The 21,355-nt window shown below is 63.3% G+C and carries 13 protein-coding genes and 1 pseudogene; 11 read left to right on the forward strand and 3 right to left on the reverse strand.

Features of this window, described 5'->3' with window-relative positions:
- Nucleotides 1-3 precede the first annotated feature (3 nt).
- The 9 genes from KBZ19_RS00585 (at nt 4) to KBZ19_RS00625 (ending at nt 18,706) form a co-directional block, all read left to right on the forward strand.
- Entirely contained in the window at nt 4-4,914 is a 4,911-nt protein-coding gene (locus KBZ19_RS00585) for an Eco57I restriction-modification methylase domain-containing protein (protein ID WP_255099314.1), read from the forward strand.
- Nucleotides 4,911-6,599 (forward strand): DUF262 domain-containing protein, encoded by a 1,689-nt coding sequence (locus tag KBZ19_RS00590; RefSeq protein ID WP_255099315.1) that lies wholly within the window; start codon nt 4,911-4,913, stop codon nt 6,597-6,599. Before KBZ19_RS00585 ends, KBZ19_RS00590 begins: the two co-directional genes overlap by 4 nt.
- A gap of 60 nt (nt 6,600-6,659) precedes the next feature.
- On the forward strand, nt 6,660-7,349 hold the full coding sequence (locus KBZ19_RS00595) for a TerB family tellurite resistance protein (protein ID WP_255099316.1): 690 nt from the start codon (nt 6,660-6,662) through the stop codon (nt 7,347-7,349).
- A 36-nt stretch (nt 7,350-7,385) separates the two neighbouring features.
- Nucleotides 7,386-7,733 (forward strand): hypothetical protein, encoded by a 348-nt coding sequence (locus tag KBZ19_RS00600; RefSeq protein WP_255099317.1) that lies wholly within the window; start codon nt 7,386-7,388, stop codon nt 7,731-7,733.
- 8 nt (nt 7,734-7,741) lie between these two features.
- Nucleotides 7,742-7,999: a hypothetical protein gene (locus KBZ19_RS00605; RefSeq protein ID WP_255099318.1), complete on the forward strand. Its 258-nt coding sequence runs from the start codon at nt 7,742-7,744 to the stop codon at nt 7,997-7,999.
- Between the two features lie 303 nt (nt 8,000-8,302).
- Nucleotides 8,303-9,040 (forward strand): type IV toxin-antitoxin system AbiEi family antitoxin domain-containing protein, encoded by a 738-nt coding sequence (locus KBZ19_RS00610; protein WP_255099319.1) that lies wholly within the window; start codon nt 8,303-8,305, stop codon nt 9,038-9,040.
- Nucleotides 9,037-9,960, forward strand: a complete 924-nt coding sequence (locus tag KBZ19_RS00615) for a nucleotidyl transferase AbiEii/AbiGii toxin family protein (RefSeq protein WP_255099320.1) — start codon at nt 9,037-9,039, stop codon at nt 9,958-9,960. Before KBZ19_RS00610 ends, KBZ19_RS00615 begins: the two co-directional genes overlap by 4 nt.
- A complete protein-coding gene (locus KBZ19_RS00620) occupies nt 9,960-16,514 on the forward strand; it encodes a DEAD/DEAH box helicase (RefSeq protein ID WP_255099321.1) in 6,555 nt (2,184 codons plus the stop codon). Before KBZ19_RS00615 ends, KBZ19_RS00620 begins: the two co-directional genes overlap by 1 nt.
- The gene (locus KBZ19_RS00625; RefSeq protein WP_255099322.1) at nt 16,511-18,706 is read left to right on the forward strand and encodes a UvrD-helicase domain-containing protein; all 2,196 of its coding nucleotides are present in this window, start codon (nt 16,511-16,513) and stop codon (nt 18,704-18,706) included. Before KBZ19_RS00620 ends, KBZ19_RS00625 begins: the two co-directional genes overlap by 4 nt.
- A 25-nt stretch (nt 18,707-18,731) precedes the next feature.
- Here the strand turns inward: KBZ19_RS00625 and KBZ19_RS00630 are convergent, their stop codons facing one another.
- Entirely contained in the window at nt 18,732-19,154 is a 423-nt protein-coding gene (locus tag KBZ19_RS00630) for a zincin-like metallopeptidase domain-containing protein (RefSeq protein ID WP_255099323.1), read from the reverse strand.
- A gap of 126 nt (nt 19,155-19,280) precedes the next feature.
- On the opposite strand from KBZ19_RS00630, the gene KBZ19_RS00635 reads away from it, so the two are divergent.
- Nucleotides 19,281-19,532 (forward strand): hypothetical protein, encoded by a 252-nt coding sequence (locus tag KBZ19_RS00635; protein WP_255099325.1) that lies wholly within the window; start codon nt 19,281-19,283, stop codon nt 19,530-19,532.
- A gap of 399 nt (nt 19,533-19,931) precedes the next feature.
- Here the strand turns inward: KBZ19_RS00635 and KBZ19_RS00640 are convergent, their stop codons facing one another.
- Nucleotides 19,932-20,732 (reverse strand): DUF932 domain-containing protein, encoded by an 801-nt coding sequence (locus tag KBZ19_RS00640; RefSeq protein ID WP_255099326.1) that lies wholly within the window; start codon nt 20,730-20,732, stop codon nt 19,932-19,934.
- Between KBZ19_RS00640 and KBZ19_RS15160 the strand changes: the two are divergent.
- Nucleotides 20,722-20,799 (forward strand): annotated as a pseudogene (locus KBZ19_RS15160) (hypothetical protein); the annotation flags it as partial. The gene KBZ19_RS00640 and the pseudogene KBZ19_RS15160 overlap by 11 nt on opposite strands.
- A gap of 285 nt (nt 20,800-21,084) precedes the next feature.
- On the opposite strand, the gene KBZ19_RS00645 reads toward KBZ19_RS15160, so the two are convergent.
- Nucleotides 21,085-21,321, reverse strand: a complete 237-nt coding sequence (locus KBZ19_RS00645; RefSeq protein WP_094510663.1) for a hypothetical protein — start codon at nt 21,319-21,321, stop codon at nt 21,085-21,087.
- Nucleotides 21,322-21,355 lie beyond the last annotated feature (34 nt).

The following is a 21,355-nucleotide window of genomic DNA, read 5'->3' on the forward strand; positions in this document are numbered from 1 at the left end:
CCCATGGCCCTTCCCGGCATCAGCAACGCCAACGAGTTCTATTCCGCTCACTACCTGGAGAGCGTGCTCACCGGCGACATCAAGAAGGTGCGCGAGCGCTGGGTCGAAGCCGCCAGGGAGCAACTGGTGGCCGATCCCATGGCTGAGGTCAGCACCCCAGAGCAACGATTCAAGGCCCTTCGCAAGCCCTGGCAAAAGCTCAGGGAGGCCGAACTTGGCATCAGCAACGACCCAGCCGAGCGGCTGCGGCTGCAGCGAGAGCTGTTCTTTCAGCCGCTGCTGGAGGCCCTCGGCTATCCCTATGCCCCCAAGGCTGAACCGGTGCTGGTTGGCGCGGAGGCCTACCAAGTGCCGTTGCTCGCAGAGGTGACCAATGCCAAGGGCGAACCCTGGCTGTGGGCGGTGGAGTGCTTCAACCCCAACGATGAGCCGGCCGATCCACTGGAACTCACGATCGTCAGCCGCTGGGGCTGCCAGATCGACGATCCGTCGCTGGGAACGGTGCTGACCGATGGCGACTGTGAGGGCGCGGAAACCTGGGAAGAACTGATCAGCGAGCGGGTGTTCGGCCAGGACCTGCCGCCGCGCTGGGTGCTGGCGGTGAGCCGCGACGAGCTGCTGCTGATCGACCGAAAGAAGTGGGCAGCCTCACGGCTACTGCGCTTCGAACTCGACACGCTCCTGGGGGACAACAACCCTGATGCCCTGCTGGCCGCGGCGACCCTGCTGCACCGCGAACACACCTGCCCGAGCGGGGGCGGCACGCCGCTGCTCGATGAGCTGGACGAGAACAGCCACAAGCACGCCTACGAAGTTTCCACCGATCTGAAGTACGCCCTGTGCCGCTCGATTGAACTGCTGGGCAATGAGGCCATCACGTGGCTCAAAACCAAGGCGCGCGAGGGGGTCTACAAGGGCGAAACCGACGCCAAGGCCCTCACCTTTGAGTGCCTCCGGTACATGTACAGGTTGCTGTTCCTCTTCTACATCGAAAGCCGGCCTGATCTGGGCTATGCGCCGATGGGCAGCGACGTGTATCGCCTCGGCTACAGCCTCGAGAGCCTGCGGGACATGGACTCTGCCGAGCTGGGCAGTGAGGAGGACAAGGAGAGCACCTACATCAGCGATTCGCTGGATCGGCTGTTCCAGATGATCTGGGAGGGCTATCCCAAACGCGACGACGAAACAGCCCAGCTGCCCCTGGCCGACGCGGAGGATCCCTTCCACGACAGCTTCCGGCTGACGCCGCTGAAGGCCCATCTGTTCGACCCAGCGCGCGTGCCCACCTTGAGCCGCGTGCGCTTCCGCAACGTGGTGCTGCGGGAGGTGATCGAGCTGATGTCGCTCACCAAGGAGGGCAAGGGAAAACGCCGCGGCCGGGTGAGTTATTCGCAGCTGGGCATCAACCAGCTGGGAGCGGTGTACGAGGCCCTGCTCAGTTTCCGCGGCTTCTTCGCCGAAGTCGACCTCTACGAGGTGCAGCCGGCCCCGAAGGAAAAGACCACCAGCAGCAACGACGAGGACCCTGAGGAGGAGTCGGGTGACGAGGCCGACGACGATGGTGGCGCCCCCAAGGCCAGCGGCCAGGAGCACGACGAACTGGATGTGGGCCACTTCGTGACCGCCGAGCGGCTCACGGCCTACAAGGCCAACGAGATCGTGGTGGACCCCAAAACCGGCAGCGCCAAGTGCTACGCGAAGGGCTCCTTCATCTACCGCCTGGCCGGCCGCGACCGCGAGAAGAGCGCCAGCTACTACACCCCCGAATCCCTCACCCAGTGCCTGGTGAAATACGCCCTCAAGGAGCTGCTGCCCGGCAAATCCGCGGCCGAGATCCTGGAGTTGAAGGTGTGCGAGCCCGCCATGGGCTCGGCGGCGTTCTTGAACGAGGTGGTGAACCAGCTGGCCCAGGCCTATCTGGAGCTGCGCCAGCAGGAAACGGGCCGCACGATCAGCCATGAGCGCTACAACACCGAGCTTCAGAAGGTGAAGATGCGCCTGGCCGACCGCAACGTGTTCGGCATCGACCTCAACCCGGTGGCGGTGGAGCTGGCGGAGGTAAGCCTGTGGCTCAACAGCATCTACCAACCGGAGAACGGCCGGGCCTTCGTGCCCTGGTTCGGCCAGCAGCTGCATGTGGGTAACTCCCTAATCGGCGCCCGCCGCCAGATCTATCGGCTGCGCCAGCTGCCCACCGACACGGGCCGCAAGGCGAAGCCCAACAAGCTCTGGCATGAGCAGGCCCCCGAGGAGCTGGCTTGGGATGCGCCCCTGCCGGAGGACGCCATCTTCCACTTCCTGCTGCCCGATCCCGGCATGGCGGCCTACGCCGACAAGGTGATCAAGGGCCTGGTGCCCGAGGACATCGAGCGCTGTAAGCGCTGGCAGGCCGCGGCCATCAAGGCCCCCTTCAGCGATCAGCAAATCCGCACCCTGCAGCGGCTGAGCCGCTTGGCGGACGGGCTGTGGCAGCAGTGGATCCCGGAGCTGGCCCAGGTGCGGGAGCGCACCACCGACCCGCTGCCGGTGTGGGAAGAACCCGGCGATGGAGCCAAGGGCGTCGCCAAGCCCCTGAGCCTGAAGGACCGCATCCAGGCCCAGGAGGTGGCCGGCGAGGGGGTGGCCAATGCCAATGCGCGGCTACGGCTGAAGCTGGCGATGGACTACTGGTGCGCCCTGTGGTTCTGGCCCCTGGATCAGGCAGGGCTGCTGCCCAGCCGGGATACATGGCTGCTGGAGCTGAGCATGGTTCTGGGGGATCTGGAATCCAGCCTCGAAGCGGATGAGGGGCAGCTGCAGCTGCTGCCCGATACGCAACCGAAGCAGCTGGCGGTGGACTTCTCCGATCGCCATGGGTACGTCAACAAGGCCAAGCTGTTGGAGGAGTTCCCGCGGTTGAAGCTGGTGGAGGCCAGCGCCAAGCGGCAGCGCTTCTTGCACTGGGACCTGGAGTTCGCCGATGTGATCCAAGGCGGTGGCTTTGATCTGATCGTGGGCAACCCCCCCTGGCTGAAGGTGGAGTGGGAGGAGAAAGGGATCATCGGTGATGTGGATCCGATGGTGCTGGTCCGCAAGCTCAGCGCCAGTGATCTGGCCAAGCTCCGCGGCGAGGCCCTTGCATCGCACCCTGCTCTGAAAGCGGCCTACCTGGAGGAATACGTGGGCCAGGCGGGCAGCCAGGACTTTCTGAATGCCGTGGTGAACTATCCGCTGCTCAAGGGCAGCCAGACCAACCTGTTCAAGTGCTTCCTGCCACAGGCCTGGCGGGCGGCCTCAGAGCAGGGGGTGAGCGGTTTCCTGCATCCGGAGGGCGTGTACGACGATCCGAAGGGTGGTGCGTTACGGGAGGTGCTCTATGGGCGGCTGCGGAATCACTTCCAGTTCCAGAACCAGCTGATGCTGTTTCCAATCGGCCACCGAGTGAAGTACAGCCTCAACATCTATGGGCCAACGCGCAAACCTAGCTTCATCCATCTGGCGAATCTGTTCCATAGCAAAACAGTGGAGGCCTGTTTTGCCCATGACGGCCATGGGGCGGTGGGCGGCATCAAGACGGACGACAACCAATGGAACATGGCGGGTCACCGACAGCGCCTGATTCCAGTGGGTGAGCAGAGCCTGGCCCTCTACGCGCAGCTCTACGACGAACCGGGCACGCCCACCCGCCAGGCGCGCCTGCCGACGCTGCATTCCCAGCAACTGCAGAGCGTGCTGGAGAAGTTTGCTGCCGCGCCCCAACGCCTCGGTGATCTGCAGGGTGATTACTACGCCACTGTGATGTGGGACGAAACAAACGCGGTCAAAAAAGACGGCACCATCCGACGCGACACCGGCTTCCCAGCGGATGCCTCCGAACTGGTGCTCTCGGGCCCCCATTTCTTCGTGGGCTCTCCTCTCTACAAATCACCTCGTGCCATCTGCACGGAAAAGGGCCACTACGACTGCCTCGATCTCACTACTCTGCCAGACGACTACCTACCCCGCACCAACTACCGCCCGGATGTCTCGCTCTCCGAATACCGGGCCCGCACTCCGCGGGTACCGTGGGGGACGAAGAAACCGGTGACGGAATTATATCGGGTTACAAGCCGCTTCATGCTTGGCCAGTCGGGAGAAAGAACTCTGATTACCGCTATATGCCCTCCAGGATTCGGACACATCAATACTTGCATATCCTTCGCTTTCAAAGAAAGCCTATTCTCTTTGACGACAGCTAGCAACCTAAGCAGCATTGCCTATGACTTCTTCGTTAAGTCTACAGGTCGAGGAAACATGTCAGCACTCATACGAACACTGCCGGTTATCGCGGCAGATGAAAGACAGCTTATTAGAGTCCTATTACTCAACTGCCTCACCACCCACTACGCCGATCTATGGAGCGAATGCTGGGATGAAGCCTTCCTCCAGCACCGCTGGGCCAAACAGGATCCCCGCCTCCCCAACGAGTTGTTCACTAACCTCACCCCCACCTGGCTACGCGATTGCGCCCTGCGCACCGACTATGCCCGCCGTCAGGCGTTGGTGGAGATCGATGTGCTCGTGGCCCAGGCCCTGGGACTCACCCTCGATGAACTGATCACCATCTACCGCGTGCAGTTCCCGGTGATGCAGCAATACGAACGCGATACCTGGTACGACCAGACCGGTCGCATCGTCTTCACCGCCAGCAAGGGCCTCTCCGGCGTCGGCTTTCCCCGCAAGGGCTCAGGCCGCGGCCCCAACAAGACCACCGGCTGGGAGGACATCCAGGGGATGAACTCCGGGACTGTCTCCCGCACCATCCTCGATGACAGCCAGCCCGGTGGGCCGGTGGAGCGCACGATCAGCTATGAGGCGCCGTTTGATCGGTGTGATCGGGTGGAGGACTACAGAACAGCCTGGGCCTTCTTCGAGAAGCAAGGAGCCTCAGCGTGACCATCTACGAAGACACCAACTCCAAGCCCCTCCTCGATCTGCTGGATCGGATCCACAGCGGCGACATGGTGTTGCCCGATTTCCAACGGGATTTCGTCTGGGAGCCCAGTGCCACCCAGGCGCTGATCGTTTCGATCGCCAACAACTACCCGGCCGGCAGCATCCTGCGCGTGCGCGACCGCCAGCGCGCCTTCTCCAGCCGCGAATTTGAGGGTGCCCCTGCAGCCACCACCGATCACACCTTCCTGGTGCTCGATGGCCAGCAGCGCCTCACCTCCCTTTACCAAGCCTTCTATGGCGTGGGCGATCACCGCTACTACCTCGACATCCGTGCCCTGATCGACGGTGTCGACTTCGAAGACGCCATCGGCTACCTCCGGCGCACCAAAGCTGCCGTAGCAAAGCGAGAGGCCCTTGAGCTGCAGGCCGAGCTGCTCCTTCTTCCACTGTCTGTGCTCCACAAGGGCAGCACGGGCTTTTCCAAGTGGGCCTCCCAGGTGGCCCGCACCCGCCAGGGGGCCGAGCGCGACCAACTGGAAGATCAGCTGCAGGAGCTGGAGGCCCAGTGGATCAACCGCATTGACCAATACGTCTTTCCCGTCGTCACCCTCTCCGCCGATACCGAGCCCGCAGCCCTTTGCACCATCTTCGAAACGCTTAACCGCACCGGCGTGAAGCTCAGCGTGTTCGAGCTGCTCACTGCTCGCTTCTGGAGCCAGGACATCAAGCTGCGCGAACTCTGGGAGCAAGCCCGCAGCAACCACCCGCTGATCGCCCACTTCGATGTGGACCCTTACTACGTGCTGATGGCGATTGCCCTGGCGGGCGGTAACACCCCGAGCTGCAAGCGCGGCGACGTACTCAACCTCACCGCTAGCCCCATCACCCAGTGGTGGCAACCGGTGATAGAAGCCCTGGCGCTCTCCCTCACGATCCTTCACGATGACTGCTGGGTGCTTGAGTCTCGCTGGTTGCCGTTCAACACCATGCTCGCTCCGATGGCTGCAGCCCTCGCACGAGCTGGGGCCTCCAGGGGCGTTGCAGTCGGTGCCCAACGCGAGCAGATCAAACGTTGGTTCTGGTGCTCGGTATTCAGCCAGGCCTACGAGAGTTCCCCCAACACCCAGAGCGGTCGTGATGTGGGTGAGCTGATCCCCTGGTTGAGCGACTCAGCGGCACCGGCACCTGAAAACGTGCGCAGCTTCCACTTCAACCCCGAGCAGCTGCGGGATGTCACCCCCAGGCAGCGCTCCCTTTACCGCGCCACCATCTGCCTGATCCTCGCCAGTGGCGAGCGCCCGCTCGATTTCCACAGCCGTGCCGTGCTGAACGACAGGCTCTTGACCAGCAGCGGCATCGACGACCACCACATCTTCCCGGCTCACTATCTCGATCAGCGTGGCGATGTTGAGCCTCGTCGGCGTGACTGCGTGCTGAACCGATGCCTGATTGACAGAGAGACCAACCAGCGGATCCAATTCCGGGCACCGTCCGACTATTTGGCTGAGCTCCGTGAGACGGAGCACTTTCCCATGGAAACCGTGCTGGGCAGTCACCTGATCCCCCATGGGCCCGAGTCGGGGCTTTGGACCGACGAGTTCGAGCGTTTCCAGCAGCAGCGGCTGGAGCTGATTGCATCGGCGATCAGCGAAGCGACCGGCATGCCCTATCCATTGGATGGATAGGTCTGCTACAGCCCTGCAGATCTCTCGTTCCTTGTCTTCAGCATCCACCAGGTCAGATCCATGACAGAACAACCCGCCCATCCGATCCTCAGCTATCCAGAGGAAGCCCGTATTGCCTATGTCTCCCTGCTGGGAGAGCTCTGTTATGTCGATCGTCAATTCGACGAGCAGGAACGCAAGCAGCTTGAGCAGCAGATGAATGCGCTGGATATTTCGGATCAAGGCAAGGCACGCGTCTATGCCGCCGTCTATGACCTGAGAGACTCACACCGAGAAGCCATCATCGCCGGCATCAAGGCTCTTTCTGAGTCGGATCTGCGCTTCACGCTGATCACAGATCTGTTTATCATCGCCCTGGCCAATAACTATATCTCGGTCGAAGAACAGGATTACGTCTTTGAAATTGGCCGCAAGCTCGGAGTTGAAGACGAGCAGATCAAGGCCATCAAGCAGGTTCAGTTTGGCCTCTGGCAACTCCGGAATACTCCCAGCGATTCCGAATCATTCAAAAAGCTCATCAAGGAGTCCGCGGCGAGCCTGGCCGGTGCCGGCGTTCCCATCGCGGCAGTGGCCGCCTCGGGCTCTGTGTTCGGTCTCAGTGCCGCTGGCATCACCTCTGGTCTCGCAGCCTTGGGTGCGCTGGTTGGCGGAGGGATGCTGGCGGGCACAGTCCTCGTTGTCCCCGCCATCGCCGTCGGCTCAGTCTGGGGTGTCAAGAAACTGGTTGATCTTGTGACCAAATCGGACTAATCCAATCTCCATACTCTTAACTCCAACGACAGAGCCATGACCAACTCTTCCATGAAGCCAAGCGAACCCGCGACGACCGGGGCCCTGATCGCCAAGGGACTAATCGATAATCTTCCGGTGATCGTTGATGGCCTCAAGGAGGTCTACGCCCTACGCACAAAAGAACAGGCTTTCAAGGCAGCCCTTCAGTCGCGCTGCACAGAACTTCAGATCAATAGCCAGAACTTCAGCACTCTGGTTCAAGGTCTCACCGAACTCTCCAAGGCCGAGGGAGCTGATGAAGAGACAAAGACCATGTATCGCGAGATGATTCGCGGCCTGTTTGACCTGTTCGCCATGCGATCAAGGGACTCCAGCGCCTTTTCCGACTTCATGAATTCCTGAGGCGCCACATGTGGGGGATCAATCCTGTCGTTGTAGCTCAGATCCTGGGCGGCGTCGCGCTCAAGGAAATCGCCTCCGGCAATCATGGCGCCCTAAAAATTATCCGAGACAAGATCATTGTGCAGGCTGCCAACAAAGACATCGCAATGGCCAAGGTCATGGCGCGCTCGGTTGCCCGACAGGACATGGATCTCTACAATCAATTAATGCGGGAGCTGCGTGACAAGTTGCCTGAGGAGGAATGGCAGCAGATCTTTTCGGGCTGACTGGTTTGCGGAGCTGCGCGATGAACCAGGTTTTCCTGTGGGGCTGAGTCGGGGTGGCGGAAGGACGCCTTCGGTCGGTTGCTGCAGTAGCGGCTGGAGCTGGTCTGGTCGGCGATTGAGCAGGCCTGCATGCGCAACGGTGTCTGCAGGCCTGCGCATGAAAATCGTGCACCAGTTCTTCCATGGAGCGAATTGACACTCGAAATTCATCCGGCATGCTGTGCCCATCCCGCCGCGGCCTAGGGCGAATGCTCGCAAGTGCTGCATGGGGAAAAAAGCTACAGTTCTGCCATGAAGCGAAGTGTGGCGCGTTTTTCATTCAAGAAGGCCCTGGCGCAGCTTCCCCGCGGCGGCCCCTTGGGCCTGGAGCTACTGGCGGCCCACGGCATCACCGCCAAACACGCCTCGGCCCTGTTGCGCTCAGGCTGGTTGCAGCGCCTGGGGCGCGGGGCCTACAGCCTCCCCGGTGACGAGCTGAACCGCGACGCCTGTCTGGCCTTCCTGGCGCAGCAACTACCGGGGCTGCATGTGGCGGCCAAGACGGCCCTTGCCTGGCGTGGTGTCCGCCACAACCTGGCCTTCCGGGAAACCGTGGTGCTCTGGGGCGATCGGCCTGCCCGCCTGCCGGCATGGTTCAGCGAACGCTTCTCTGCGCGCTATCGCGTGGCCCACATCTTTGAACCCGCCATGCCAGTGGGGCTAGGCCTGGCCCCCCTCCCCACTGGCCGGCCCGATCTGATGGTGTCCACCCCCGAGCGGGCCCTACTGGAGCTGCTCAGTGAAACGGGCAGCTTTGAAGGCTTGGAAGAGGTGCGGCACCTGGTGGAAAGCACCCGCAACCTGCGGGAGCCCGTGCTGGATGAACTGCTGGGCCACCTGAACCGCATCAAGGTCGCGCGCCTGGCGGCACGGCTTGCCACGGAGCTTGAGCTGCCCTGGGCCAACCTGGCCCTGCGCCACAGCCGTCGCCTCGGCGGTGGCCGGCGCTGGGTGGCCGTCGGCCGCACCGGTGAGCGGCTGGATCTGGTGGCCACGCCATGAACGCCACCTATGACGCCACGGTCCGTCTGCTATTGGACATCGCCCCTGCGGTTTTCGCCTCCACCCAATTCGCCATCAAAGGAGGCACCGCTCTCAATCTGTTTCTCCAGGATCTGCCGCGCCTGTCGGTGGACATCGACGTGGTCTTCACCGACCACACCCTTGATCGGGATGCGGCTTTACGGGCGATCGCCGCCGAGCTGGATGCGGTTCGCGCTCGCCTCGAAGCCATGGGCTACCAAGTGGTCCTGAGGCGCAACAGCGCCAGATCTGAAACGAAGCTGATGGTGGCCAGTGAGCACGCCGAGGTGAAGGTGGAGGTGAATGAGGTGTTCCGCGGCACGCTCCTGCCGCCGCAGCGCCTGCCCCTTTCCCACGCCACTGAGGAGCGGTTCACCCAATCCGTCACGCTGCCTCTGCTCGCCACCGCTGAGCTCTATGGCAGCAAGCTGGTGGCTGCCATGGACCGGCAGCATCCGAGGGATCTGTTCGATGTGTTGATCCTCTACAAGACCATCGGATTGACCACAACCATCCTCGATTGCTTTGTGGCCTACCTGGCGGGTCACGACCGGCCAGTGCATGAGACCCTCTCTCCACGACCCAAGCCTCTGGATGTCGTCTATGCCAACCAGTTCATCGGCATGACACGAGAGGAGGTGAGCCTGGAAGCCCTCGAAGAGGTGCGCCTTCGGTTGTTCCAAGAGCTACCCAGGGCGCTCACCGCCGCCCATCGCACCTTTCTGCTGTCGCTTGTACAGCGGCAGCCGCAATGGGACTGTCTGCCGTTTCCCCATCTTCGGGAACTGCCGGCGATCCGCTGGAAGATGCTGAATCTCGGCAAGCTCAGGGGCCAGAAGCTCGCTGAGCAGTCCGAACAACTGACCGCCTGTTTTCAACAATCCGAGGTGGCGGCCTGATGCTCCCCTCCGTTGTTGCCAGCGAGCTGGAGCAGGTCGCCTGCGATGCGATCCGCACTGCCTTTCACCCCACCACGCCGGGCTTCAAGGGGCTGATCGATCGATTCCTCGCCGATCGGGAGCGCATCCTCAAAGGCCCTTACGTGTCGGTGGCCCTGCCGTTCCACCAGGGCTCCGGACGCGACTGGTTCCCGCAGATCCCGCTGCCCTTCCCGCCCTACCGCCACCAGGAGAAGGCCTTCGATCGGCTTCTCCCAGGCACGCCCCGGAACACGCTCGTGGCCACCGGTACGGGCTCCGGCAAAACCGAGTGCTTCCTGCTGCCCGTGCTGGAGCACTGCCGCCTGAAACACGCCCAGGGCCAACGAGGCATCAAGGCGATCCTGATCTACCCGATGAACGCCCTGGCCACCGACCAGGCGCGCCGCATCGCTGATTTGATCCACACCATTCCAGCCCTGGCTGGGCTCCGGGCAGGTCTCTACATCGGCGCGTCCGACGACGCCCCCACGGCGGCGATGAGCGCCACCAGCGTGATCACCGACAAGGACGCCCTGCACAAGGCTCCGCCCGACATCCTGCTCACCAACTACAAGCAGCTCGACTACCTGCTGCTACAGCCGCACGTGCAGAGCCTGTGGCAGCACAACGGCCAGCTGCCGGATGGAACCAGCGTTCTTCGCTACCTGGTGGTGGATGAGTTCCACACCTTCGACGGCGCCCAGGGCACTGATCTGGCCTGCCTGATTCGCCGCCTGCGTGATCGCCTCCATTGCCCGGGCGATGCGCTGGTGTGCGTTGGCACCTCCGCCACCCTGGGTGGCCCCGAATCGAGGGGCGCGATGCGCGACTACGCAGGGCAGATCTTCGCCAGCTGCTTCGAACCGGATTCGTTGATTGAGGAGGAACGGCTCAGCCCAGAGGAGTTCTTCACCGTCTATACGGCCTTTGGCAAGGAGGGGCTCTTCGCCCTACCTCTGCCTGGACTCGAGGCGATGGAGGCCTTGGATCCTGAACACCCCAGCAGCGCCGACGCCTACATCCAGAAGCAGGCGGAGCTCTGGTTGGCAGACACCCTGCTGGCGCCCCCAGGTGATGACGTAGCCGATGAGGGATGGCGCCTCGCACTGGGGCTGCGTCTTGGCACCCTGCCTGCGGTACACAACCTGGTGCGCCAGGCCGCCACCACCTGTTCCATCGAGGAGCTGCTGGTGCGGTTCTCCCGACAGCTCGGCCTTGGGGATCGCTTTCCCCTGCCCTACAGGGTGCTGCTGCTGGAAAGCCTGCTGGCTTTACTTGCCCATGCCCGCCGCACCACCGACAAGCTCGATGGCACGCCCGTGGTGGTGCCCTGGCTGAACCTACGGGTGCAGCTGTGGCTGCGGGAGCTCAAGCGCATGGTGGCTTCGGTGGAGGCTGAGCCCCAGTTGCTCCATTCCGACGACCTAGGCGGCAAGGAAAGCGGCGCCCATCTGCCAGTGGTGCACTGCCGGGACTGTGGTGCCACTGCCTGGAGCTCCACCCTGCTGAACCAAGGCAGCCAGCGCCTCGACCGTGCCGGGAACCTGCGAGCGTTCTACAAGGCCTACTTCTCCGGCCAGAGCGAGGTTCGTTACCTCTTCCCCCAGCAGCCCTTCCAACCTGGCGCCGCCCAGCCTGACGCCTCACCAGAAGCGGCCAGCCTCAAGGTGCTCTGTGCCGACTGCCTCTCGTTCCACGCCCCCAAAGACCTCAAGGACGTATGCACCAACTGCCAGAGCCGGGAGCTGCTGCTGGTGGACATGCCCGATTGCGGCTACCTCGATGAGAACAACCATCCCCGCATCAGCCGCGACTGCCCCTACTGCAACGCCCAGCAGGGCCTGCTGTTGGTGGGTACCTCGGCCGCCAACCTCACCAGCACCTGGAGCGCCTCTCTGTTTGCCTCCTCCTTCAACGGCGACAAGAAGCTGCTGGCCTTCTCTGATTCAGTGCAGGACGCCGCCCATCGCGCCGGCTTCATCGCCGCCCGCGCCTACCGCACCTCCTTCCGCACCGCCCTCACCCACACCCTGCAGGAAACCGGGCCTCTGCCCCTCGACCAGCTGCAGGACCAGCTGATCAGCCGCTGGCAGCTGGAACTGCCGAACCCAGTGGACTTCGCCGCCACATTCCTGCCGGCGGATCTCGAATGGCTGAGGGAGTGGGATGAGCTGCAAAACCAGGACAAACCAGTCCTGGGCGCCGAAAGCTTCCTAGTGCGCACCGTCTGCGAGCGCCTGCGCTGGGAAGTGGCCGCTGAATTAGGCTACCGTTCGCGCCTCGGCTCCTCGGTGGAGCAGGCCGGGTCCCTCGCGGCTGGTGTGGATCCAGCCCGGATTCAGGCCCTGCTGGCTCCTCTGCTCACCCGCCTGCAGAACGAGGTGGAACCCCTGCGCCATGCCCGGATTGGCCAGCTGCAACAGCTGGTGGTGGGTCTGCTGCATCAGCTGCGCCAACGCGGCGCCATCGCCGTTCCCGAGCTGGTGGGACTGGATGACAAAGGGTCTGAGTACCTCAGTAGCGGAGCGGAGAACACCTTCAAGTTCAACCAGATCTTTCACACCCCAAAATTCGGTCGCTCGTCTACCCGGCCGATCTTCCTCACCAGCCACCGTGGCAAGGGCAGCTTCCAGCAGCTGGTGCGCGAGAAGGGTCGCACCACATGGAGCCAGCACTGGTTGACGCGCACGCTGGAGGCCAGCGCACCCCTCGACGCCGAACAACAGAAGGAAGCCCTGAATGCCGTTGTGGCCGCCCTCACAGATGCGGGCCTGCTGCAGGAGTTCTCAGGCTCCCGTGCGGAACGCATCTGGGCGATTCCGCGGCAGGTGCTGCTGGTCTCCGCCCAGCCCCAGCTGGTGCGCTGTGGGTGCTGCGGCGATGGGCAGAGCGTGCTCACCGAACAACTCCCTGTCTGGGATGGCTTGTCCTGCCTGGTGCGCCACTGCCCGGGCCACTACCGCCTTGATCCCCGCGCTGGCCTGCCCCTTTACCGCCGCCTCTATGAGCGCGGTGAGGTGCATCGCATCGTGGCCCGCGAGCACACCGGCCTGCTGGCGCGTCCGGATCGTGAGCGGCTGGAAACCCAGTTCATCCGCGGCAAGTACCGCAGCGATCCCAACCTGCTATCAGCCACCTCCACCCTGGAGATGGGCATCAACATCGGTGATCTCTCCACTGTGCTGTTGGCCTCTGTGCCACCAGAACCTGCCAACTATCTCCAGCGCATCGGCCGCGCCGGCCGCCGCGATGGCAACGCCGTGGTCGGCACCATCGTCACCGGCACCGCCCACGACCTTTACTTCTTCTCCGATCCCCGCGAGATGCTGCAGGGGCAGGTCAGTCCCCCCGGCTGCTATCTCGACGCCGCCGCCATCCTCAAGCGCCAGTTGCTGGCCTACACGATCGATCGCTGGGTGCAGAGCGGCATTACCGCAGAGGCGCTACCCCGCAAGCTCAAGCCCGTCCTCGATGCAGTCGAGCAGGCCGCCCGGGAATCCACTATCCCCGACGCCTTCCCCTACTCATGGCTGCGCTGGTGCAGCACCGAACAGACGGCCCTGCTTGATCGTTTCCTCGGGTTCTTCGATGAACAGCTGCAGAAGCCCAGCCGTCAGGAACTGAGGGCCTATTTCCTCAGCTCCCCCGACGCTGACGAGTCCGGTGCCTTCGCTGCGGCCTACGCTAGGGGCCTGATCGGGCGGCTCGAGGAGCTGATCGCCGAGCGCAAGCGCCTGCGCAGCGAGGCCACCAAACTCCGTGAGCGCTTCAACAAACTCGCCGCCATACCGGAACAGTCCCTTCTGGAGCAGCAGCGGGAAGACAAGGACTCGATCCGGCGCGAGCAGATCGCCTACAACCAGCTGCGCAAGGATCTTGATGGCCGCCCCCTGCTGGCCATGCTCACCGACGAGGGCTTCCTACCCAACTACGCCTTCCCGGAAGCCGGCGTCACCCTGAAGTCGGTGCTCTGGCGCCGCCTGCCCGCCCGCGGCGGTGTTGCCCGTCGCACTGAGGAGCTGCCAACCCTCAGCTACGAGCGGCCAGCCAACGTGGCCATCCGTGAACTGGTGCCCGATGGCCAGTTCTATGCCCAGGGACGGCGGGTGAAGGTGGATCAGATCGATCCCAACCTCAACAAATCGGAGCGCTGGCGGTTCTGCCCCTCCTGCTCCTTCGCCTGCCGCGAAACCGACGACGACTACAACCGCAAGGAATGCCCCCGCTGCGGCCAGAGCGGCTACGCCGACCATGGCCAGATCAAGGAGATGACCCGCCTGCGCCAGGTGCAGGCCACCACAGAAGACGCCCGCAGCCGCTTTGGGGACGACACCGATGAGCGCAACCCGCTCTTCTTCCACCGCGAACTGCTAATCCTTCCCGATCTGGCCCGACGCGAGATCTCCCTGGTCGTAGACGACGAGGAATTCCCCTTCGGCGCTGAATACCTGGCCAGCACCACCTTCCGCGAGATCAACTTCGGGGAGCTCACCCCTATTGGTGCAACGCACAACATCGCCGGCAAGGGGCTACGGGTGAGGGGCTTCGAGCTCTGCCGCAGCTGCGGCAAGGTGCAGCGCGGTCCTGCCAAGGCCTCCAACCACACCTGGGCTTGTACCTACCGCGAGAAGCCCGACAACGCTCAACTCCGCAATCTCCTGTTCATGTACCGGGAGTTCAGCTCCGAGGCGGTGCGCTTCCTTTTGCCCGGTGCCAGCTTCTGGGATGAGGAGGGCCAGCCCTCCTTCGTGGGTGCGTTGCATCTGGGCCTACGCCATCGCTTCGGCGGCAAGGTGGACCACCTGCGCTCTGCACTTGGGGAAGAACCCCAGCCCGGTAGCCAGCAACGCAAAACCTTCCTCTATCTCTTTGATTCCGTCCCAGGCGGCACGGGCTACGTACGCCAGTTGATGGAGCAGGGCGGCAAGGATCTGCGCGAGGTGTTCCAGGGCTCGCTCGCGGCTCTGCAGGCCTGCCCCTGCAGCGATGGCTGCTACCGCTGCATCTTCATGTACCGCCAGCGCTTTGATCGCGAACGCACGAGCAAACGCCGCGCCCTTGAGCAGCTGCAGGCGATCCTGCGTCGCTGGGACGACCTCCAGGCCACCGACCGCAGCCTTTCGGAGATCACGATCAACAGCCGGGCCGAAAGCGAACTGGAGCTGAGGTTCCTCGAGGCCCTTCGCACTGGTAAGGGTGCCCCTGATGGCCTGCCGGTTGTGCTCAAGCAGGACGTGATCCATGGCCGCATCGGCTATCTCCTCAAGATCGGCAGCGGGCCGTCGGCCACCACCTGGAAGGTGGAGCAGCAAGTGCCCCTGGGTGAGGGCGAGGGCGTAGCGGAGTTCTCTCGAGCCGACTTCCTGCTCACCCCAACCGCAGGCGGCAAGCCGATCGCCATCTACACCGATGGCTGGGAGTTTCACCGCGGCCGCCTCGCCGATGACGCCCGCCAACGTATGGCCCTGCAGCGCAGCGGCCGTTATCTGGTGTGGTCGCTCAGCTGGACCGACGTGGTTGAGAAGCTTCCCAGCGCCCAGATTCCGCTCGAACCCAATGGATTGGCGGTTGGCGTAGTGCCGGCCTTTGCCACCAGCCCCGAGACCTTCACCGATCGCTGGTGGCCTGAGACTCTGCTCCAGAACCTTCCTCAGCCACCACTGCTGATGCCCCGCGAAGCGCAGGGAGCAAACAGCTTGCAGCTGCTAATGGCCTACCTAGCCAACCCTTCGGAGAGCCTGTGGCAGGGGCTGGCGCAGCTGTTCTGCCTGGCCCAGGGCAGTGCGGCCGCGCTCGGCTCCCCTTTAATCCAGGAAGCCGTGGCTGAGCTTGCCCTGGCTGAGCACTTGGCCGAGTGGCAAGGCAATGAGCCCGGTCGTCGGCTGGGCCAGTTCCTGGCCATTGCCCCTGGCCTACGTGCACTGAACCTGCTGGATCAAGCGCGCCATGGCAGTCGGCACCCTGCTGCCAGCTTCCGCACCATCCACTTCGATCCCGAACCCGCCGACTCGGATCAGCAGCAGCAGACCGCCTGGCAGGAGTGGCTACGTCAAGGCAACCTCTTCCAGTTCCTGCCCCACATGCTGCTCATCACCACCGGCTGGTCCGGAGCGGAACAAACCGCCGCTGTGGATCCCCCCACCGTGTGGGTGGCTGGACTGACAGGAGCGAACGGCAGAGGAGGTGCCGTAGCCAGCAACCCCGAGCTGCAGCGCCAATGGGATCAGGCTCTCGATCTGGCGGAACCTGCATCAAGGCCTGTTCTCGAAAAGCTGCGGGATCTGCTCCTGCAAGAGAAGATCACCTTCCCGGATCTCGGCTACGAGCTGGAGGGAGCTAGGGGAGACGTTGCTGGACCGATGGCCGATCTGGCCTGGCCCCAACAGCGCCTAGCCCTGCTGCTGGAGTCAGGAGACCAACCCGCTTTTGAGGCCGCTGGCTGGCAATGCTGGCTGGCTGAGGACCCACCCGATGAGACGGCCAGCGCATTGCTCGAACGACTCCAGACCTGCCCCGCCCCTCTCCCCCGATGAGCGAACCCCGCATCACCGTTGCCCTTTCCACCGGCTTTCTTAAGGCCCTCAACCAGTTGCCGGAGAAGGCCCGCGGCAAGGTGGCGGCGTTCATCTCGAAGTTTCGGGACAACCCCCGCAGCCCTGGCCTCAACTACGAGCGCATCGAGGGCGGCAAGGACCCAATGATCCGCTCGATCCGGGTCGATCAGGACATCCGCTGCATCCTGCGGGCACCCGAACAGGGGGACACCTACGTGCTGCTCTGGATCGATAAGCACGACGATGCTTACGATTGGGCCCGCCGCAAGACCTGCCACGTCAACAGGGTCTCCGGTGCCCTGCAGATCGTCGATGTGGAGGCGGCCGAAAGCGCCGTGGAGGGTGCGACCGCAGCGGCTTACACCAAAGCCACCACAGCAGCTCCGAGTGCTATTGCCAGCCAGGAAAGTCTGACCAACGCAGAGCCGGCTTCGTTGTTCGCTCATTGCGACGATGACCAGCTCATGCTGCTCGGCGTTCCCGAAGCTCTTCTACCGGCCGTACGTGCTGTCCAGAGCGAGGAGGCCCTGGCGCGGCTGATCGAATGGGTGCCACAGGATTGCGTCGATGGCCTGATCCTGCTGGCCGAGGGAAAGCCAATCGAGGGCGTGATCGAGGAGCTGGAGCGCCAGCGGCCCGCCCACATCGACCCCGAGGATGTGGCCACGGCATTGGCCACACCTGAGAGCCAGGCGGAGTTTCTCGTCATCACCGACGATGACGAGCTGGAGGCCATGCTCTCGGCCCCGCTCGAGCAGTGGCGGGTGTTCCTGCATCCCAGCCAGCGGCGACTAGTGAATCGCGAGTGGAACGGCCCTATGCGCGTACTCGGTGGAGCCGGCACGGGCAAGACGGTGGTGGCCATGCATCGCGCCCGCTGGCTGGCCAATCGCTTACTCGCCTCTGGTGCCCCGGGCCAGGTGCTGTTCACCACGTTCACCCGCAACCTCGCCACCGACATCCGCAGCAACCTCGCCAAGATCTGCAGCCCGGAAGAGCTCCGGTGCATCGAGGTCATCCACCTTGATGGTTGGGTGATGACCTTTCTCAAGAATCAGGGACTTCAGGTGCGGGTCTTCAACGACGAAGCCCGTGATGCCTGCTGGAGTCTCGCCATGGATGTGGCTGACCCCGCCATAGGTCTGGAGGAGCGGTTCTACCGGGAGGAATGGAAGGACGTGGTGCTAGCCAATGGCTGCCGCTCCCGCGACGACTACCTCGCAGCAAGGAGGATTGGCCGCGGCACCCGCTTGAGCAAACAGCAGCGTGCTCAGATCTGGCCGGTGTTTGATGCCCTGCGCGCTGAGTTCCGGCAGCGCGGGCTCTGGGAACCGGAAGAGGCCAAAACCGCAGCAGCGGATCTGCTGCGCAATGCCGACCAAGCAGGGCGCTATGTGGCGGTGGTGGTTGATGAGGCCCAGGACCTCGATGTCGCCTCGTTCTCGCTGATCCGGGTTTTGGCAGGCGAGCCCCATCCCAACGACCTCTTCATCGTGGGCGATCCCCATCAACGCATCTACGGCAGACCGATCGTGCTCGGACGCTGCGGCATCGATGTGCGCGGCCGCTCCCGCAAGCTGCGAATCAACTACCGCACCACCGAGGAGACCCGCGCCTGGGCCACTGCTGTGTTGGAGGGGATCGACTTCGATGACCTTGATGGTGGCAACGACCCCAGCAGCGATTACCGTTCGCTGCTCCACGGCGAGAAGCCCGTGCTTAGGGGGTTCGAGGACCCCGCTGATGAACAGCGCTTTCTACGGGACGCCCTCACCCAGCTCTGCGGGGTCGATGGCAACCTTGCCTCCACCTGCGTCACCCTGCGGACCAGGTCAGGCCGAGACCGTGTCGCCCAGGTCCTGGAAAAGGCTGGGTTCTCCGTTCGGCTGATTGAGGCCAATGAAGCCGATGACCCCAGCGATCCCGCCCTGCGCGTCGCCACGATGCATCGCGTCAAAGGGTTGGAATTCGATCAGGTCTTCATCCCCGAGCTCACGGCCGAACAGATGCCCTACCGCGTTGAACTGAACAGACGGCCGGATCAGATTTCGCGGGAGCTGTTTGAACAGCAGGAGCGGTCGCTTCTCCATGTCGCAGCGACCCGAGCAAAGAAGAGGGTGGTCGTGACCTACAGCGGTAAGCCATCATCCTTTTTGACGCCCGGAGGCTGAGCCACGGGAGCAGAGCTAGCAGCATTCAGGCGGGATCTGCTTCGCCTTCTTGCTCAGGCTGCCCAGGCACCTCTGGACAGATCAGATCCGCCGCCTGCCTCGCCTCGTTGAGCACCTGGAACAGCACCCTGGGCGATTCCTTGAGCAGCTCGATCCAGTTGCCGAGATAGGCGGCATGGCTCTCGATTTCACTGCCTATCTCCAGCCGATCACCCAACAGCACCGTCCGTAGATCAGCAACCAGCTCCTCACGGGCAAAGCGCGGCTTCCCGAAGACACCGCCCAGATCCCGCTTCATGCGGGACTCATGGCCAGTGGAGTGGATCTGCTCATAGGCCCAGGTGCCGCAGAACGCCGCCGGTGAGTGGAAGCTGGCGCGATCCGGAAGCTGGATCCGATCGATGGCGGGCAAATAGCAGGCCCGATCACCCCCGCAGCTGACCGGCACCGATACCTGACAGAGCGAGTGGGACTGCCCCAAAGGTAGGCACTACGTCAATCTGATCACCGGTCACTGCTGCAGGGCTTCTACGGCCGAGATTTTGGTTCGGGTTTGACCTAGAGGAGTTGATCCTTGAGTTCTTCGTCCTCGCTGGAGAGCAGTGGTTCGCAGATCAGATTCAGTGTTGGCGCAGGTAAGTCAGCTCGTTCTCCAGCCCTATTGACTGCAGCAGCGGTTTTGCCAATGCAATCGAGCAATGGGCCGCTGATCGGTGCTAGTTCATGGCAATACAAGGCGATGGTGGTCCAGACGTTTGGTTTGTTGGAAGTCATAGGAAGAATGAGCACAGTTGAGATGCAGAGATCTTTTATGATGGGTGTGTGAGGTGGTTTGGACAGGGAATAACGCCTTATGGATTGAGCCGTTGAGGGGTCCGATCGCTTTGGCGGTTCTGTGCGTACCGGCATAGATCGGGCTTGGGGGCCCCATAGGGGCTCTACTGCTGGGAGCGAGGTGACCCCACTTGCCGAGACGAGGGACAGACAGTTGCTGTCCCCTCCTGCTCGCCTCCTTCTGCTACTCCCGTGTTGAGGAGAAGCTCGGGCGAAAGACCGAAAGAAGCGAATGCCCCCAACGGATTGCTCCATAGGAGATGCCAGCATTAAGAGGCACCGGTGGTCATCGCAGCCCGCTGGTGTGGACATAACGGGCAAGGAGGTCAGAGAGCTTGTCCATTTTTTCGTCTGCTTTCTTCTGATCCCGTCTTTAGCCAGCCGCAGGCCCTCAGCTGCGGGTCGCCGCCAGCGCCAGTTCATGGGCCTGGGTGAGGGTGGCGGCGGCTTTACCGAACCACAGCCCCTCCAGCCGCTGGCGGGCGGCTTCGATCGGATCTCTCGAGCGGCCAGCGTCATGGGAGAGGTATTCGGTCACCGCCTGGTAGGCGCCCCACATCGAGCCCTGCACGCCCGGGATGTCACTGCCGATGGCCCGGCCTTCGAACTTGGCGGACAGACCCTCCCAGGCGGGGAGACCCTCCAGCCGACGAGGACGGCTTGTGGTGGCATCGCCCCGGCGGTCATTGATCGAGCCCCGCAGCTGATCGGCGAACAAGGTTTCGGCGTAGCTGCGGAACTGCGCAGCCGTGCAGGGGGCGGCGGCCATCGCCCGCAGTTCGGCCAGTCCTCCGCTGAATTGCTGCCGTTGCAGGTCGATCAGCTCAGGCAGCCGGCTGATCAAGGCATTGGCATTGCGGGTGTGGCGGATGCGGCAGCCCTGCTGACGCCGGCTACGCGCTGAGGCAAGCCCCAGGGCAGCAGAGAGCGTGTTCTTGCAGACCACCCGGATGGGGGAGAAGAACACGGAGAAAGCGATCGTGCCGTCATGGCTCGTGCAGCCAACCAGGTACTGATTCACTGGATCACCGGGGAGCACCTCCCCTTCTGATTGGGGCACCCTTGCAGTAAAGATCACCTTGCGGCCGCCGGCCAGGACGCAGACCGCATCCATCACCGCATCGCTATGGAGGGCCTCGGCGACCCGGATCAACTGCTCGTTTTGCACCACCTCATAGGTGGTGGTCCCCACCTACAACGAATCAGCCAACGTCGAAGGCTGCCTAAGAGCGCTGCTGGCGAGCGATCCCCCGTGCCATCACTGGCAGGTGGTGGCGGCCGATGACGACTCGAGCAACGACACCGTCAGCAAGGCGGAAGGGGGTGATCGCCGCGATCACGCTCGCTTCGATCTGGAAATCCAACACCGGCCGCGGCTGGACCTGGCGGGGACGCTCGCTGGCCTGAGGGAACCCTCAGGCCTTTTCGAGCCGGCGGATGATCATCGACATCAGCGCCAACGAACCGACGAGAGCGACGAGCAGGGCGATGGTCATGACGAATGGGGTGCCGAAGGTGGGTGCAGGTTACGGAGCCGCTGGGGGTCAGCCCTGCTCAGAGACCGGCGGGACCGGGGCGAGACAGCGATCACGCAGCAGGCGGGCCACCGTGAGGTTGCTCACCGTCATGCTGCTGTCGCGCTCAAGCAGCCATTCGGCCATCTCCATCCGCAGGGCATAGGCCTCTTCGAAGAACTCCAGCCGCTCCAGATCGCGCAGACGACCTTCGATCCACTGGAGGGTTTCTCCAGGGAGCTGGCGCTGGGAACGACGTTGGCTCACGGGGAGTGCCGCCTAGTGAGGGAATCTTGATGGA

The organism is Synechococcus sp. L2F (assembly GCF_024345695.1).
Classification (GTDB): Bacteria; Cyanobacteriota; Cyanobacteriia; order PCC-6307; family Cyanobiaceae; genus MW101C3.